Here is a 14,696-nt window from a genome sequence, read left to right on the forward strand (position 1 = left end):
TCATTCACTCAGGGTCACCAGGTAGGCGACCACGTCCTCGATCTGCTGGGCGCTGAGCAGGGGCTTGCCCTGCCAGGCCAGGCCTACGCGCGTGAGGCCTTCGGTGCGATAGTAGGCCGGCATGATGCTGTCGGGGTTGAGCCGGCGCGGGTCCACCAGGCGCAGGCGCAGCTGGTCTGCGCTCCAGCGTTTGCCAGCACCGGCCAGGTCGGGCGCCAGATTGCCCTGGAAGCGCTCCTCCGGGATAGGTCCGCTGTGACACAAGAGGCACAGGCCCGTCTGGCGGCTGGCGACGATGGCGCGCCCGCGGGTGGCATCACCCACGGCGCCTTCCAGCGCTTCGGGGATGCCGCCACCCACCACGCTCACGGCGCCCGCCACCAGGGGCAGGGCCAGGGCCGTGGCGGTCGCGAGCCGGCGCAACATCATGCCCGCCGCAGGTCCTGTTCCTTGATCGGCAGATCGCGGATGCGTTTGCCGGTGGCCGCGAAGATGGCGTTGAGCACGGCGGGCGCGGCCACGGCGATGGTGGGTTCACCGACGCCGCCCCAGAAGCCGCCCGAGGGGACCACCAGCGTCTCCACCGGCGGCATGTCGGCCAGGCGCATCACGGGGTAGGTGTCGAAGTTCCTCTGCTCCACCGCGCCGTCCTTGACGGTGATCTCGCCATACAGTGCGGCCGACAGGCCATAGACGAAGGAGCCTTCCACCTGCGCCTCGATCTGCTGCGGATTCACCGCATGGCCCGGATCGGTGGCCGCGACGATGCGGTGGATCTTGAGCTTGCCCTCGGCACTCACCGAGACCTCGGCGCAGGCGGCCACATAACTGCCGAAGCCCATGGTCTGTGCCAGGCCTCTGAACACGCCGGGCGGAGCCGGTTTGTCCCAGCCCACGCGTTCGGCCACGGCATTGAGTACGGCCAGGTGCTTGGGATGCTTGTCCATGAGCTTGCGGCGCAGGGCCAGCGGGTCCTGGCCCGTGGCGTGCGCAATCTCGTCGATGAAGGACTCCAGGTAGATGGTGTTCTGGTTCAGGTTCACCCCGCGCCAGAAACCGGCTGGCACATGCGGGTTGCGCATGGCGTGGTCGATCAGCAGGTTGGGGAAGCTGTACCCGATCGACCCCTCGGGGCCTCCGGGGTTCAGGCCCTGGTAGACCACCATGTCCTTGCCGTCGCGCAGGGTCTGCGGTGCCACCGTGGCCAGGATGGACTGACCCGAAATGCGCATGTGCAGGCCGGTGACATTGCCCTGCGCGTCCAGGCCGGCGCTCAGCTTGGCGCTGGTGATCGGGTGGTAGGAGCCGTGCTGCATGTCTTCTTCACGCGTCCAGATCAGCTTGATGGGCGTGCCCGGCATGGTCTTGGCGAGCAACACGGCCTGCGTGACGAAATCGCTGCGCCCGCGCCGGCCAAAACCACCACCCAAGTAGAGCTTGTAGACCTCGCACTGGCTTTGCGGCAGGCCGGCGGCTTCGGAGGCAGCGGCCAGCGCGGCCTCGCCGTTCTGTGTGGGCACCCAAACGTCGCAACGCTCAGCCGTCCAGCGCGCCGTTGCATTCATGGGCTCCATGGTGGCGTGGTTCTGGTGGGGGTAGCGGTAGATCGCCTCGATCCGGCGCGGCGCGGCGCTGATGGCAGCGGCCGCGTCGCCGTTGCTGTTGCCCACCGAGGTGGCTGGTGCCGAGAGATCCAGGCCGCTCTGCACCATGGTGGCGATGTCGGCTTGCGAGACCGCGGCGTTGGGGCCGTAGTCCCATTCAATGACCAGCGCATCCAGCGCGGTCTTGGCAGCCCACCAGGTGGTGGCCACCACGGCCACGGCGCTTTCACCGACCTTCACCACCTTCTTCACGCCGGAACGACGCATGACCGGCGCGGCGTTGAAGCTCTTGACCTTGCCGCCGAAGACCGGGCAGTCCTTGATGGCTGCGTTGAGCATGCCGGGCAGGGTCAGGTCGATGCCGTAGTCCTGCGCGCCCGTGGTCTTCTTGAAGGTGTCGAGCCGCGCCATGCGCTGGCCCGCGATCTTCCAGGTCGACGGATCCTTGAGCACGATGCCGGCTGCATCCGGTGGCGTCAGGTGACCGGCGGCGGCGGCCACACGGCCATAGGTGGTCTTGCGGCCCGTGGGTGTGTGCGTGATCACCCCCGCGGCCACACTGCACTCGGCCGCGGGCACGCTCCAGGCGTTGGCAGCCGCCTGCACGAGCATGACGCGCGCAGTGGCGCCGCCCTTGCGCACGTAGTCGTGCGATTCGCGGATGCCGCGGCTGCCGCCGGTGGAGAAGTTGCCCCAGACGCGTTTGCGCGCCAGGTTCTGGCCCGGGGTCGGGTATTCGGTGGTCACGCGCGCCCAGTTGCATTCCAGTTCCTCGGCCACCAGCTGGGCCAGGCCCGTCAGCGTGCCCTGGCCCATCTCGGAGCGGGCGATGCGGATCACCACCGTGTCATCGGGTTTGATCACCACCCAGGCATTGATCTCGGGCGGGGCATTGGCGGCCTGCGCCAGCGGCACATGAAAACTCACCATCAGGCCGCCCGCAGTGGCGGCTGCGCTGGCCAGGAAGCCGCGGCGCGAGAGTTCGGGGTTCAGGGCCAGTGTGTTCATGCAGCGCTCCCGTCGATGTGCTTGATGTCGAGGCCGGCGCTCTTCTTGCTACCGCCCTGGGCCACGACCTTGATGGCGGCGCGCACGCGGTTGTAGGTGCCGCAGCGGCAGATGTTGGTGACCGCCGCATCGATGTCGGCGTCCGTGGGCTTGGGGTTGGTCTTGAGCAGGGCGGAGACCGCCATGATCATGCCGCTCTGGCAGAAGCCGCACTGCGGCACGTCCAGGGCCTGCCAGGCGCGTTGCACCGGGTGCGTTCCATTGCGCGACAGGCCCTCGATGGTCACGATCTTCTGGCTGTCCTTGAGCGCGCGCGCCGGCATCACGCAGCTGCGCACCGCGGCGCCGTCGATGTGCACGGTGCATGCGCCGCACTGGGCGATGCCGCAACCGTACTTGGTGCCCGTCAGGTCCAGCTGTTCACGCAGCACCCACAGCAAAGGGGTATCGGCCGCGGCATCGAATTCGCGGTCCTTGCCGTTGACATTGAGTTTCGCCATCGTGTGTCTCCTCAAAGGTGTGGCGTAGCGGGCCGGGTGATGCCGGTCCATGGGCTTTTATAAAGGATTTCCGAGACGAGCGCACGCGCGCCCAGCGTGTCTCGCCGGGCGCGCGCTTGAGGGTTTACCCGGGTGAGGCCTGGGTCTCAGGCCGGCAACTGCTGTGCGGCCTTGTCCAGCCAGAGCTGCAGGCTGTCGAAAAGATCCTGCTGGCTGAAGGAGCAGCTTTCTTCGGCGAACAGTGCGCTGGACTCCAGCCGGTCCAGCAGGTTGTGCAGCACTTCGGTGTAGCGCGGGGGCAGGGCGGCCAGCAGTGCGGTGTGGGCGCGCGCCTGCCGGCTGAAGAGTGCCGGGCTGCTGCCCCCTGCACGCAGCGTGTCGAACTCGGCTTGCAGCGGGGCCAGAAGAACCTGGGGCATGGTCGGGTATGGTGAGGCGTGCCTGCAGGATCAGCGCGGGAGCGCGTACGCCGACGGATCGATCGTTGCGACGGATCGGAACGCCGGCCTGGCGAACAGGTAGCCCTGCATCAGGCGGATGCCCGCGTCGTAGAGGAAATCCCGTTCGGCAGGGGTCTCGATGCCCTCGGCGATCACCTGGATGTCCATCTCTTCGCACAGGCGCACCAGGCTGTGCACGATGGCCTGGCGCGCACGGTTGGTGTCCACATGGCGGATCAGGTCCATGTCGATCTTGATGAGGTCGGGCTGGAAGTCGGCCAGCAGCTTCATGCCGGCATAACCGGCCCCGAAATCATCGATGGCGGTCTTGAAACCGCAACGCTTGTATTCGCGCAGGATCTCGGCAAACCAGGGGCCGTCCTCGATCCGCTCCCCTTCGGTCACCTCGAAAATGATGCGGTCCAACGGGAAGGCATGGATCCTGGCGGCCTCCAGCGTGGTGCGTATGCACACCTCGGGCTTGTAGATGGCGTTGGGCAGGAAGTTGATGGAGACGTGTTCCTGCACACGCAGCTCGCTGGCACCCTTGATGGCCTTGACACGGCAGGCCTGGTCGAAGCGGTAGCGGTTCTGTTCATTGACTTGCGCCAGGACCGTCATCGCGCCTTCGCCATTCGGCCCGCGCACCAGGGCTTCATGCGCAAAGACCTGCTTGCGGTCTACATCCACGATGGGCTGGTAGGCATAGTCGAACTGGAAGCCCACACGCTCGGCCTTGCCGCAGTCTTCGCAGTCACGTGGTGTCCCCGCCAGCGGCATGAAGTCGGACGGGAAGGTACGAGGGCTGCTGGAGGTAGGGTTGTGCATGCGAAGTAGTCTGCCAGCTTGCGAAAAACAATGTGTGTCTCAGGCAAAGGCGCGACACACCGTGTTTGCGTTGAGGAATTATGCGCCGGGTGGATGCCACACCGGGCTTGTCAGTCGAGCCGGGCGCCGGACTTCTGCACCGCCGTAGCCCAGCGGGGCAACTCGGCGGCGAGGAACTTCGCAAAATCGTCGGCGCCCAGGAAGGCCGGGTCGGCGCCTTGGGTGATCATGCGGTTGCGGATCTCCGCCTGGCCCAGCACCTGGCCGAAGGCGTCGCTGAGCTTGGCCACCACGTCCTTGGGCGTACCGGCCGGCGCCAGGAAGCCGTAGAAGCCCACGACTTCGAAGCCCTTGATCCCGCTCTCGATCACGGTGGGGGTGTCGGGCAGGGCCGGGTTGCGTTCGCGGCTGGTGACGGCCAGCGCACGCACCTTGCCCTGCTTGTGGTAGTTGGCCGCCTGCGGAATGCTCTCGGCCATGAACTGCACCTGACCGGCCATCAGGTCGGTGAAGGCCGGTGCACTGCCTCGGTAGGGGATGTGCACCATGAAGAGCCCGGTGGCGTTCTTGAACATCTCAGGTACCAGGTGGCTGATGCCGCCGTTGCCGGCCGAACCGTAGTTGACCTGGCCCGGGCGCGTGCGTGCGTAGTCCATGAACTCCTTGAGCGTGTTCACGGGCAGCTTGGGGTTGACCAGCAGGGCCAGGGGCTGCATGGCGGTGCGGGCGATGGGCACGAAGTCCTTGAGCGTGCCGTAGGGCAGTTTGCTGTAGAGCGCGGGATTGATCACCATCACACCGGTGTTGGCCAGCATCAGGGTGTAGCCGTCGGGCGCGGCTTTCATCACCTCCTGTGCGCCCACGGTGCCGCCGGCCCCGGACTTGTAGTCGATGATCACCGGCTGGCCCAGTGCGGCCTGCAGCCTGTCGCTGAGCAGGCGCGCGTGCTGGTCCAGCGGGCCGCCGGCCGGGAAGCCGATGACGATGCGGATCGGCTTGGAGGGAAAGGTCTGGGCCGAGGCGCCGAAGGCGCACAGCAGGGTGCAGAGCAGGAGGGCGAGGTTCTTGCGCATGGTCGTTGGGTCCGGTGAGGGCAGGTCGGCATATTCTGCTTCATGCTGCTCCGTATGGCCCTGCGGCTCTGGTCCCAGGGTGTCGGCCGGCTCTGATACCGGGATCGGCGTCAAGTAAATCACACCGGGCCGGGCTTTTTTGCTATCAAATTTGCACTTCCGCGCCGGACTGGGGCACAATCCAGCCACCTTCTCAAGGAACACGGAGCCTCCATGAAAAAGCTGCACAAAGGCTTTACGCTGATCGAACTGGTCATCGTGATTACCATCATTGCGATCCTGGCGGCGATTGCCCTGCCGCGCTACATCCAGCTCCAGTCCGACGCGCGTATGGCCAAGGTCCAGGCTATTTCCGGGACCCTCCGGTCAGCGGCAGCCCTGGTCAAGGCCCAGTGCATGACCCAAGTGGCGACCGGGCAGACCACGTTTGCCTCGGCCACCTGCAATACGGCCGCCGGCACGGTGACCATGGACGGCACCGTGATCACCGTCGGTTTTGCCTACCCGACCGCAGATGCTGCGGGCATTCAGCTCGCTTCACAGATCCAGGCGACGGACTTTGCCGTGACCACCGCAGCGAATACGATCACGTTCCAGGCCCTCGGTGCACCGACGCCTGCCAATTGCCAGGTTGTGTACGCCTGGACGCCGGCCGCAAACAGCGCGCCGACGGTCACGGTGACCGCGTCCACGACAGCCGGTTGCTGATCCTTCGCTCTGGCTCCCCGCATGGGGCTGCTCGCGGCAGGCACAATGTCTGTCATGAGCAGCCCTTCGTTTTTGCCCCCCGTCGTCGCTCCCGGCACACTGGACGCCACCCTGCAGCGCCAGGGTCACGCCGTGCTCGACGCCACCGCGGTCTGCGCCCTGAGCGGCTGCCGGCTTGATGACCTGCTGGCCCTGCGCTCCTACTGGGACGACCTGCCGCCCGACACCCACCTGAAAGACGGGGGCCACTACCGGCGCCGGCGCCATTCCTGTTTTGTGCTTGAGGGCGAACAGCTCACCCAGGTGCCGCACCGCGCCCATTGGCAGCCGCTGGCCTACAACGCCCTGCATGGCGGCATGCAACGCCTGTTCGAGCCCATGGCACCGGCCATGCTGCAACAGCCGGCCTGGGCGCAACTGCTGCGTTGGTTGGGGCGCGTGGCCACGGCGCTCAAGGGGTCGCAGCCCTGGTACATCGAGGCCCACCCTTTTCGCATCGACACCACCGACGGCATCGGCCGGCCCACACCCGAGGGAGCGCACCGCGACGGCGTGGATCTGGTGGCGGTTTTTCTGGTGGAGCGCCGCGGCGTCAAGGGCGGCGAGACCCGCGTCTTCGAGGCTGCGGGCCCCAATGGACAGCGCTTCACGCTGAGCGAACCCTGGTCGCTGCTGCTGCTGGACGATGCACGCGTGATCCACGAGACCACGCCCATCCAGCCGCTGGGCCAGCCGGCCTACCGTGATACGCTGGTGGTCACGCTGCGTGCCGGTGCCTTCCAGGGCGAAGGCGCGGCGCCCTAGAGGAGGTTGTCCATGTTCAAGCACATCCTGGTTCCCGTCGATGGTTCCGAGACCGCGCACAAGGCGGTGGAAAAAGCTGCCGGTCTGGCCAGTGCCTATGGCAGCACGGTCACCGTCATCTATGTGATCGATCCCTATCCCTTCACCGGCCTGGGCAGCGATTTCGCCTATGGCCAGGCCGAGTACCTGAGCGCGGCCAGTGCCGAAGCCAAGGAGGCCACCGAGGCCGCACAGGCGCTGCTGTCGCAGGCAGGGGTGAAGGTCACCACGCAGGTGGTGGAGGCGCACACCATCTGGCGCGGCATCCTGGAAACCGCCAAGACCCTGGGCGCCGATCTCATCGTCATGGGCTCCCACGGCCGGCGCGGTGTGGAGAAGGTGGTGCTGGGTAGCGTGGCCCAGCGGGTGCTGTCGCACGCGCACCTGTCGGTGCTGGTCGTGAGGGGCTGAGCTCAGCCCTGGCGCCGGGCCTGCATCTCGCGGCCCATGGCCTCCAGCGTGGCCTCGCTCATGGCGGCGCGTGCTGCCGGAAACACCAGGCCTTCCTCGGCCTTGATGTGATCCTCATAAATCCCGCGAAAGCGCTCGATCGCGGCGCGTTGGCCTGCGTTCACGCCGTCCGTACAGGCGGGTTCCTGCCAGCGCAGCAGGCCAACACGGACCTCGGCCCACAGCGTTTCCATCTGCCGGTGGTCGGCCTGCAGGCGCAGCAGGGTATCGCGCAGCGTTGCGTCGCCTAGCTTGAGCAGCAGGGGAAAGACGTGCAGCTCCTCGTCCTGGTGATGCAAGGGCGCGGCAAGGTCGAAGTAGCGCAGCACATCACTTGCCGCTGAGCGCGACTGTGCATCGTGGCCCTTGTCGGCGATGTAAACGGCCAGTCGCCCCAGCAGGTCCAGGCTGCGCTGCACGCGTTCGTGGCAGGCGGCCAGCATCTCAAACGGCTGTTCAAAGCCCACGGCCGGGGCGTTGAAGCCTGGCAGGGCCGTCACCACGGCGTCAGGCCGCCGGCTTGGGCGTCGTCAGGTCGGTCAGCTGCTTGCGCAGGGCCTTCTCGTCGTTGAAGCGCTTGGTGGCGTCGCGCGCCACGGCCATCGAGCCCAGCATCTTGCCGGCCTCGTCGCGCACCATCTCGAAACTCATGTCCACGTAGATGAACTCGACGCTCTTGTGCAGCGAGCGTGTGATCATGGAGGTGCGACCGGGTTTGACGCCGCCACGCTCTAGGGCCTGGTTGAAACCATCCCAATGTGCCTTGCGCATGCGCTCGGGAATGATGAGGTCCAGGCTCTGGCCCACGGCCTCGGCCGCGGTCCAGCCAAAGACCTTCTCGGCACCGCCGTTCCAGACGCGGATGATGCCTTCGAGGTCGCAGAAGATCATGGCCTCCGGCATGTTGCGCAAGATATGGGCGGCCGTGGATTCGAGGGTGTAGGGTCCCGACATGGGTGTGCTTTCGAGAGAATTTGCAGACAGGGCTAGCGTAGCCGAAAGCCGTGCCTCGTCCAATAGTTCGACAGAACTAGGGCTGGCGCCAAGGCTATTGCGCATCGTGCGCGCCAGTCCCGGGCGTTGGTCATCCTGATGCTTTCCTGATGCTCCGGGTGTTACGCTGGCGCCAATGAAAACACGGCTCATCCCGCCAGCGCTGCAACGCTGGGCCACCGTGGCCGGCCTGCTGGGCCTGGCCACGGCTCTGTGCTGGGCGCTGGAGCCGGGGGTATCCCTGACCAGCCAGGCCATGCTTTACGTGCTGGTCGTGGTGATCGCGGCTTACCGCTTGCCCTGGCTGGAGTCGGTGGTCTGTGCCGTGGGGGCCGTTACCGCACTGAACTTCTTTTTCGTGCCGCCGCGCTGGACTTTCGAGGTCGATAGCCGGGAGCATCTGATTGCGCTGACGGTCACACTGGTGGTCGCCCTGGTTGTCAGTCGGCTGGCCAACGGCTTGCGGCGTGAAACCGAGCTGGCACGACTCAACGAGCGGCGAGCGCGTCAGTTGCAGACATTGGCCAGCGGACTGGCATCCGCCATGCAGACGCAGGATGTGCTGAGCCTTGGGCGGGCGGCGCTGGCAGAGGCTTTTACCGGGCCCTGCTGGCTCGTGCTGGCGGACGATCGGGGTGAACCCATTCCAGGGCCAGTGGGTGACTTGGAATCGCAGCTGCGTGATGGTTTGCGCAGCTGCATGAAAGAAGGTGCTGTGTTGGGCCCGGGCACCGGGCGCTGGCCGGGACTGCTGGCCTGGTACTTGCCCCTGGGCAGGAAAGGCGAGGTGTTCGGGGCGGCCTGCGTGCGTCCTGCGCTGGCCGGCGACGAGGGCGGGCGTGAACATGCCCAGGCCCTGTGCGCCCTGATGGCGCAGGCCCTGGGGCGTTTGCAGTTGGGCCGTTCCATGCAGGCGGCACAGAGCGAAGCCACGCGACAGCAGCTGCAAAGTACCTTTCTGGCGGCCATCTCCCACGATCTGCGCACGCCGCTGGCGGCCATTGTTGCGGCGGCTTCCTCGCTACAGACACAGCGCGACCGTCTCGATGCTGTCGCACAAGAGCGATTGCTGGAGGGCATCGTCAAGGAAGCGAACTACCTGAGCGTCATGAGCGACAACACCTTGCAGCTCTTGCGCCTCGCGCAGCCAGGGCAGGGCCTGCAGCGTGGCTGGGAATCCCCGGAGGAGATCGTCGGCGCAGTGCTGGGCCGCGTGCGCCAGCACGACCCCACACGGCGCATCCGTTCGCGCGTGCCCAAGGGCCTGCCCCTGGTGCGGGCCGATGCCGTGCTGCTCTCCCAGTTGCTGGCCAATCTGCTGGACAACGCACTGAAGTACAGCGAGGGTGAGGTCGCTTTGACCGTGGAGTTGCGCCCTGCCTGGCTGGAAATCTGTGTCAAGGACCGTGGGCCCGGCATCCCCGAGACCGAGCGCGAGGCCATCTTCCAGCCCTATGTGCGTGGGGACCGCTCGGGCCGCCGTGGCACCGGCCTGGGCCTGGCCGTGTGCCGCGCCATCGCCCAGGCCCATGGCGCCCAGCTGCTCTTGCGACCACGCAACGGGGGCGGCAGCAGCTTTTGCCTGCAATTGCCGATCGAGCCTCAACCTGCGACACCGGAGCCTGCGCCATGAACTCCGCTCGTCCGCCCGAAGGGGCTCGCAGCGCAGTGCGCCGCACGGAGATATCTCCATGAGCCTACACGTCCTGGTGGTCGAGGATGACCGCGAGATCCGTACGCTGGTGCAGTCCGCACTGGTGCTGGAGGGCTTCGACGTGCAGACGGCCGTGACCTTGAGCGAGGCCAGCGCCTTGCTGCAGCACAGCCCGCCCGACCTCATCGTGCTGGACCTCGGGCTGCCCGATGGCGATGGCCTGCAACTGGTGCAGCAGGTGCGCCGTCAGTCCAGCCTGCCCATCGTCGTGATCTCGGCACGTCACCAGGAGGCGCAGAAGATCGCTTTGCTCGACGCCGGTGCCGACGACTACCTGAGCAAGCCCTTCAGCGTGGCCGAACTGCTGGCGCGCATGCGCGTGGCCCTGCGTCACCGCGGCACGGCGTTGGCCGCTGCCGTGACCACGCACACCCTGGACGACCTGCATGTGGACCTGACGACGCGCAGCGTGACGCGCGATGGCCAGGCCTTGCACCTCACCCCCACCGAGTATGAGCTGCTGGCGTGCCTGGTGCGTAGCGCCGGTCGGGTGGTGACACACCGCCAGTTGCTGACCGAGGTCTGGGGCCCCGAGTACACGGAACACACGCATTACCTGCGCCTGTACATGGGCCAGCTGCGCGCCAAGATCGAACGGGATCCGGCCGAGCCGCGCCACCTGCTGACCGAAACCGGCGTGGGCTACCGGCTGGCCGACGAATGAGGCGGCGCATGCATGCCATCCATATGCCTTCCTGATGCCCTTGCGGCGACAGTCGCACCCATGCTCACTCTGCATGGATGGATATGAATCAGACAACACATGGCCGCGAAGGCCTGGCCGCCCTGACCCTGGGTGCCCTCGGTGTGGTGTACGGCGATATCGGCACCAGCCCGCTTTACACCATGAAGGAAATTTTCGGTCCCGCGACCGGCATTCCGCTGGACGCAGCTCATCTCGTCGGGGCCGTGTCGACCATCTTCTGGGGCCTGATGCTGGTGGTCACGCTCAAGTACGTGTTGCTGATCCTGCGTGCCGACAACCGCGGCGAAGGCGGCATCATGGCACTCACGGCCCTGGCCGCCCAGGCGGCTGGCAAGACCGCGAGGCGGCGTGTAGCCCTGTTGTTGACCGGTGTCATGGGCGCGGCACTGTTCTATGGTGACAGCGTGATCACGCCCGCCATCTCGGTGCTCAGCGCGGTCGAGGGGCTGGAAGTGGCCACACCCCTGCTCAAGCCCTACGTGCTGCCGATCTCGGTGGCGGTGCTGGTAGCCCTGTTTGCCGTGCAGCGTTTCGGTACCGGATTGGTTGGCAAGATGTTCGGCCCCGTCATCCTGCTGTGGTTCGGCGTGCTGGCCCTGACCGGTGTGCTGGAGATCCTGCGCGAGCCTGCCATTCTGGCCGCGCTCAATCCCCTGGAGGCGCTGGCCTTCCTGCGCGCGCAGGGCTGGCACATGTTCGTGGCACTGGGCGCCATCGTGCTGGCCTTCACCGGAGCCGAGGCACTTTATGCCGACATGGGGCATTTCGGCAAGCGGCCGATCCAGCTGGCCTGGACCGGCCTGGTGTTGCCAGCCCTGGCGCTCAACTACATGGGACAGGGCGCCTTGCTGATGCGTGATCCCTCGGCAATGGACAATCCCTTCTATCGCCTGTTCCCCGCCGCATGGTTGATCCCTGCCGTGCTGCTGGCTACCCTGGCCACCGTGATCGCGTCGCAGGCTGTGATATCCGGTGCCTATTCCATGACCAAGCAGGCCGTGCAGCTGGGCCTGCTGCCGCGCCTACAGGTGCACTACACCTCGGTCAAGGAAGCAGGGCAGATCTACATGCCCCAGGTCAACTGGCTGCTGCTGGTGGCGGTGCTGCTCGCTGTGGTGGGCTTTGGCAGCTCATCCGCGCTGGCCTCGGCCTATGGCATCGCGGTGACGGTGACCATGCTGATCACCACGGCGCTGACCTTCTTTGTGATCCGCCACGCCTGGAACTACCCGCTGCCACTGGCACTGGCGGCCACGGGCGCTTTCCTGGTGCTTGACGCCATGTTGGTGGTCTCCTGCATGCTGAAGTTCGTGGACGGCGGCTGGTTCCCCCTGGTCGCGGGTGGTGTCATCTTCATCGTCATGGCCACGTGGCGGCGCGGGCGTGAGCTGTTGTTGGACAACATCCGCCAGGGGGACCCCGAACTGCTGCCTTTCGTCAGCAGCCTGTCGGGAGATCACCTGCATCGCGTGTCGCGCACGGCTGTGTATGCCGTCGCCAACCCGGACACCGTGCCCCAGGCCCTCATGCACAACCTCAAGCACAACCAGGTGCTGCACGAGCGCAACCTGATTCTGACCGTCGTCTTCCACGACGTGCCCTGGATTCCTTTCGCCGAGCGGGTGCAGGTCACTTCACTGGTGCCAGGCTTCTGGAAGGTGCAGGTCAACTACGGCTTCCAGAACCAGCCCGATATCCCGAAAGCGCTGGAGCTGTGCCAGGCGCAGGGGTTGCCCATCAACCTGTTCGAGACGTCCTACTTCCTGAGCCGCGAGATTGTGGTGCCCACGCGCGGTGCTGGCATGTCACGCTGGCGTGAAGCGTTGTTCGCCCTGATGTCGCGCAATGCCGGCAATGTGGCGGACTTCTTCCGCCTGCCCAACAACTGTGTGATCGAGCTGGGAACGCGGGTGCAGATCTGAGGTCTTCGGATCGGCGTGCCGTCCGTCGCAGCATGTTCGCCGCGACGGACGGATGCCTCTGTTCTCAGCGGCAGCTGTAGCTGCCCGCTTCCCTGGCCGGGCCCGTGCCGTTCCAGCGGATCTTCTTTGGGTACACGCAGACCGGGTAGCTGGTGGTGTTGTCGCGCGAGCGGATCACGATGTCGCCGGGTGCCGTGCCGCGTTCCACCCAGTCCACCAGCGCGCTGAACATGGTGTCCTGTTCGGGCGTGGGGTTCTGGTTGTTGTTGCCCGGCAGCATGGGCATGGGCACGGTGTTGTTCTGGTTTCCCACGGTCCAGGCGCGGCCCTGGGAACTGTGGGCCATCCCAGGCATGTTGTACATGCGCAGGAACTGCTGCACCTGCGTTTCGCCACCGGCGATGGCCTTGACGCGCTCGTAATAGTTGACGGCGCCCTGGGCGGGGATCACGTCCTCGGCCAGACCGTTCCACAGGATCATCTTGCGCTTCAGGCTCGCGAACTTCGTCGCTGCAGCGGCATTGTCGGTCTGGTAGTCGCGCAGCAGGGGTTGGTCCAGGCCCTGCGTAAGGGCTTGCGCGTAGCTTGCGTAGTCGAGTTCCAACCAGCGGTCGCGCACCGTCGTGGAGGCATTGCGGGTCGCCATGCCCGAGACCACGGCCGCGTCGGCCGCATAACGCACGTCGCGCAGCGCGAGCGCCAGCATGTCGGTGCTGGCACGTGTGATCTGCCCGCCCAAATTGGAGCCACGCGTCAGGCTCCACCACAACTGCTTGTTGCCCCGGACCTGGCCGCTGCGGCCGGCGTTCGTCTGTCGCGGGTCGTAGCTTCCGTCGGTGGTCGGGCCATACCAGATCTTGTTCAGGGCCACGGCTTCCTTGGCGTTCATGCAGGTCGCTGTGTCGGCATTGCTGCCGATGACACCTTCACCCGCCACGTCCGTGCACAGCGCGTGGGCGTCGCGCAGCGGGTCGTAGGCGCAGGCATGCGGATCGAGCAGGAAGCCGAGTTTTTCCCGGTCGCAGGCGGCGACGGCGCGGGCGTTGACGGCCGCAACCTTGCGCGCATAGGCCTCGGCCTGGGGTTTGTCCAGCGCGGAGAACCCCAGCTCGTTCATCATGACGACCTGGGGGTAGAGCGCGGCCAGGCCGAAGCTTGGCGCGTTGATGGCCGGCTGCGCGATCAGGTAGCCGTCGTAGAGCTCGGGGTGTTTCTGCGCCATCTGCAGGCCCTGGCGGCCGCCCTGCGAGTGCCCGTCGTAATAGCTGTAGCGCGGCGCGCGGCCGTAGTACAGGTCCACCAGCGCGCGCGTCTTCAGTGCCTGCTGATGGATGGAGCGGTAGGACATGTCGTTCAGGCTGGGTTCGTTGACCTGGCCGTTGGACAGGAAGGTGAAGGACGGGTCCTGGTAGGCCGGCTGGCCGCCATCATGGGTGCCCGTGGCGTAGCCCATATTGGCGTTGATGATGGCGGGCACCTTGCTGCCGATCTTCTGCGGATCACGGTGGCCGCCACCGACCCAGCCGCCGCCGCCGTAGTTGCGGATGCGTTCGTTCCAGCTGGCCTGCGTGGGCAGCCAGATCTCCATGCCTATGCCCTCGGTGTAGGAGGGCGCGCTGCGGTCCTTCTCCACCTCGGTCGAGCCCGGCCCGACCAGCAGCTTGACGAGGCACAGATCCACCGCGGTTGTGATCGGCTGCGATGAATCCACGGCCACCAAGGCCGTGCCCTTGGGGATGGCGCGCACCGACACCACGGTGGTCTGGGCGTCAGGCTTGAAGGCGGTCTTGATGCCGTCGTCACAGGCCAGGGGGCGGGGTGCGGGGGCCGGGCCGGCGCAAGCCGCCAGCAGAGCGGACAGGCTCACGGCTCCAAGCGCCTTGGATAGTCTTCTCATCTTGTCTCCT

General features: G+C 66.4%; 15 protein-coding genes. 6 read left to right on the plus strand and 9 right to left on the minus strand.

Features of this window, described 5'->3' with window-relative positions; translation table 11 throughout:
* From soxX to AC07NT_RS02365, 6 genes are all read right to left on the minus strand, one after another.
* A complete protein-coding gene (soxX, locus tag AC07NT_RS02340; RefSeq protein WP_498598039.1) occupies nucleotides 1-429 on the minus strand; it encodes a sulfur oxidation c-type cytochrome SoxX in 429 nt (142 codons plus the stop codon).
* Nucleotides 426-2,612, minus strand: coding sequence for a xanthine dehydrogenase family protein molybdopterin-binding subunit (locus tag AC07NT_RS02345; RefSeq protein WP_498598038.1), 2,187 nt, complete (start codon nucleotides 2,610-2,612; stop codon nucleotides 426-428). The genes soxX and AC07NT_RS02345 overlap by 4 nt, the downstream gene beginning before the upstream one ends.
* Nucleotides 2,609-3,112: a (2Fe-2S)-binding protein gene (locus tag AC07NT_RS02350; RefSeq protein ID WP_498598037.1), complete on the minus strand. Its 504-nt coding sequence runs from the start codon at nucleotides 3,110-3,112 to the stop codon at nucleotides 2,609-2,611. Before AC07NT_RS02350 ends, AC07NT_RS02345 begins: the two co-directional genes overlap by 4 nt.
* A 146-nt stretch (nucleotides 3,113-3,258) precedes the next feature.
* Nucleotides 3,259-3,531 (minus strand): hypothetical protein, encoded by a 273-nt coding sequence (locus AC07NT_RS02355; RefSeq protein WP_498598036.1) that lies wholly within the window; start codon nucleotides 3,529-3,531, stop codon nucleotides 3,259-3,261.
* A 30-nt stretch (nucleotides 3,532-3,561) separates the two neighbouring features.
* Complete coding sequence (locus AC07NT_RS02360) at nucleotides 3,562-4,380, minus strand: EAL domain-containing protein (protein WP_498598035.1); 819 nt, start codon at nucleotides 4,378-4,380, stop codon at nucleotides 3,562-3,564.
* A 110-nt stretch (nucleotides 4,381-4,490) separates the two neighbouring features.
* Nucleotides 4,491-5,453 (minus strand): Bug family tripartite tricarboxylate transporter substrate binding protein, encoded by a 963-nt coding sequence (locus AC07NT_RS02365; RefSeq protein WP_498598034.1) that lies wholly within the window; start codon nucleotides 5,451-5,453, stop codon nucleotides 4,491-4,493.
* A gap of 213 nt (nucleotides 5,454-5,666) precedes the next feature.
* Here AC07NT_RS02365 and AC07NT_RS02370 point away from each other — a divergent pair, with 213 nt between their 5' ends.
* From AC07NT_RS02370 to AC07NT_RS02380, 3 genes are read left to right on the plus strand one after another with little or no spacing between them, the layout of a single operon-like run.
* A complete protein-coding gene (locus tag AC07NT_RS02370) occupies nucleotides 5,667-6,161 on the plus strand; it encodes a prepilin-type N-terminal cleavage/methylation domain-containing protein (RefSeq protein WP_498598033.1) in 495 nt (164 codons plus the stop codon).
* A gap of 54 nt (nucleotides 6,162-6,215) precedes the next feature.
* Complete coding sequence (locus tag AC07NT_RS02375) at nucleotides 6,216-6,965, plus strand: 2OG-Fe dioxygenase family protein (RefSeq protein WP_498598032.1); 750 nt, start codon at nucleotides 6,216-6,218, stop codon at nucleotides 6,963-6,965.
* 12 nt (nucleotides 6,966-6,977) lie between these two features.
* Entirely contained in the window at nucleotides 6,978-7,415 is a 438-nt protein-coding gene (locus tag AC07NT_RS02380) for a universal stress protein (RefSeq protein ID WP_498598031.1), read from the plus strand.
* A 2-nt stretch (nucleotides 7,416-7,417) separates the two neighbouring features.
* On the opposite strand, the gene AC07NT_RS02385 is transcribed toward AC07NT_RS02380, so the two are convergent.
* Both AC07NT_RS02385 and AC07NT_RS02390 read right to left on the minus strand, forming a co-directional pair.
* A complete protein-coding gene (locus tag AC07NT_RS02385) occupies nucleotides 7,418-7,954 on the minus strand; it encodes a hemerythrin domain-containing protein (protein WP_498598030.1) in 537 nt (178 codons plus the stop codon).
* 7 nt (nucleotides 7,955-7,961) lie between these two features.
* Complete coding sequence (locus tag AC07NT_RS02390) at nucleotides 7,962-8,408, minus strand: PAS domain-containing protein (RefSeq protein WP_498598029.1); 447 nt, start codon at nucleotides 8,406-8,408, stop codon at nucleotides 7,962-7,964.
* 175 nt (nucleotides 8,409-8,583) lie between these two features.
* On the opposite strand from AC07NT_RS02390, the gene AC07NT_RS02395 reads away from it, so the two are divergent.
* The 3 genes from AC07NT_RS02395 (at nucleotide 8,584) to AC07NT_RS02405 (ending at nucleotide 12,789) form a co-directional block, all read left to right on the plus strand.
* Nucleotides 8,584-10,080, plus strand: a complete 1,497-nt coding sequence (locus tag AC07NT_RS02395; protein ID WP_498598028.1) for an ATP-binding protein — start codon at nucleotides 8,584-8,586, stop codon at nucleotides 10,078-10,080.
* 58 nt (nucleotides 10,081-10,138) lie between these two features.
* Nucleotides 10,139-10,825: a response regulator gene (locus AC07NT_RS02400; RefSeq protein WP_498598027.1), complete on the plus strand. Its 687-nt coding sequence runs from the start codon at nucleotides 10,139-10,141 to the stop codon at nucleotides 10,823-10,825.
* Nucleotides 10,826-10,902: 77 nt separating this feature from the next.
* Nucleotides 10,903-12,789 carry a potassium transporter Kup gene (locus tag AC07NT_RS02405; protein ID WP_498598026.1) on the plus strand — a complete coding sequence of 629 codons (1,887 nt, stop codon included), beginning with the start codon at nucleotides 10,903-10,905 and terminating at the stop codon, nucleotides 12,787-12,789.
* 64 nt (nucleotides 12,790-12,853) lie between these two features.
* On the opposite strand, the gene AC07NT_RS02410 is transcribed toward AC07NT_RS02405, so the two are convergent.
* Nucleotides 12,854-14,686, minus strand: a complete 1,833-nt coding sequence (locus AC07NT_RS02410; RefSeq protein WP_498598025.1) for a tannase/feruloyl esterase family alpha/beta hydrolase — start codon at nucleotides 14,684-14,686, stop codon at nucleotides 12,854-12,856.
* Between the last annotated feature and the right edge of the window lie 10 nt (nucleotides 14,687-14,696).

The organism is Hylemonella sp. GW821-FHT10B10, from assembly GCF_059415585.1.

Bases quoted from the DNA above. Each gene is read 5' to 3' on its own strand.
- soxX (WP_498598039.1), bottom strand. From the start codon at position 429: ATGATGTTGCGCCGGCTCGCGACCGCCACGGCCCTGGCCCTGCCCCTG.
- AC07NT_RS02345 (WP_498598038.1), bottom strand. From the start codon at position 2,612: ATGAACACACTGGCCCTGAACCCCGAACTCTCGCGCCGCGGCTTCCTG.
- AC07NT_RS02350 (WP_498598037.1), bottom strand. From the start codon at position 3,112: ATGGCGAAACTCAATGTCAACGGCAAGGACCGCGAATTCGATGCCGCG.
- AC07NT_RS02355 (WP_498598036.1), bottom strand. From the start codon at position 3,531: ATGCCCCAGGTTCTTCTGGCCCCGCTGCAAGCCGAGTTCGACACGCTG.
- AC07NT_RS02360 (WP_498598035.1), bottom strand. From the start codon at position 4,380: ATGCACAACCCTACCTCCAGCAGCCCTCGTACCTTCCCGTCCGACTTC.
- AC07NT_RS02365 (WP_498598034.1), bottom strand. From the start codon at position 5,453: ATGCGCAAGAACCTCGCCCTCCTGCTCTGCACCCTGCTGTGCGCCTTC.
- AC07NT_RS02370 (WP_498598033.1), top strand. From the start codon at position 5,667: ATGAAAAAGCTGCACAAAGGCTTTACGCTGATCGAACTGGTCATCGTG.
- AC07NT_RS02375 (WP_498598032.1), top strand. From the start codon at position 6,216: ATGAGCAGCCCTTCGTTTTTGCCCCCCGTCGTCGCTCCCGGCACACTG.
- AC07NT_RS02380 (WP_498598031.1), top strand. From the start codon at position 6,978: ATGTTCAAGCACATCCTGGTTCCCGTCGATGGTTCCGAGACCGCGCAC.
- AC07NT_RS02390 (WP_498598029.1), bottom strand. From the start codon at position 8,408: ATGTCGGGACCCTACACCCTCGAATCCACGGCCGCCCATATCTTGCGC.
- AC07NT_RS02395 (WP_498598028.1), top strand. From the start codon at position 8,584: ATGAAAACACGGCTCATCCCGCCAGCGCTGCAACGCTGGGCCACCGTG.
- AC07NT_RS02400 (WP_498598027.1), top strand. From the start codon at position 10,139: ATGAGCCTACACGTCCTGGTGGTCGAGGATGACCGCGAGATCCGTACG.
- AC07NT_RS02405 (WP_498598026.1), top strand. From the start codon at position 10,903: ATGGATATGAATCAGACAACACATGGCCGCGAAGGCCTGGCCGCCCTG.
- AC07NT_RS02410 (WP_498598025.1), bottom strand. From the start codon at position 14,686: ATGAGAAGACTATCCAAGGCGCTTGGAGCCGTGAGCCTGTCCGCTCTG.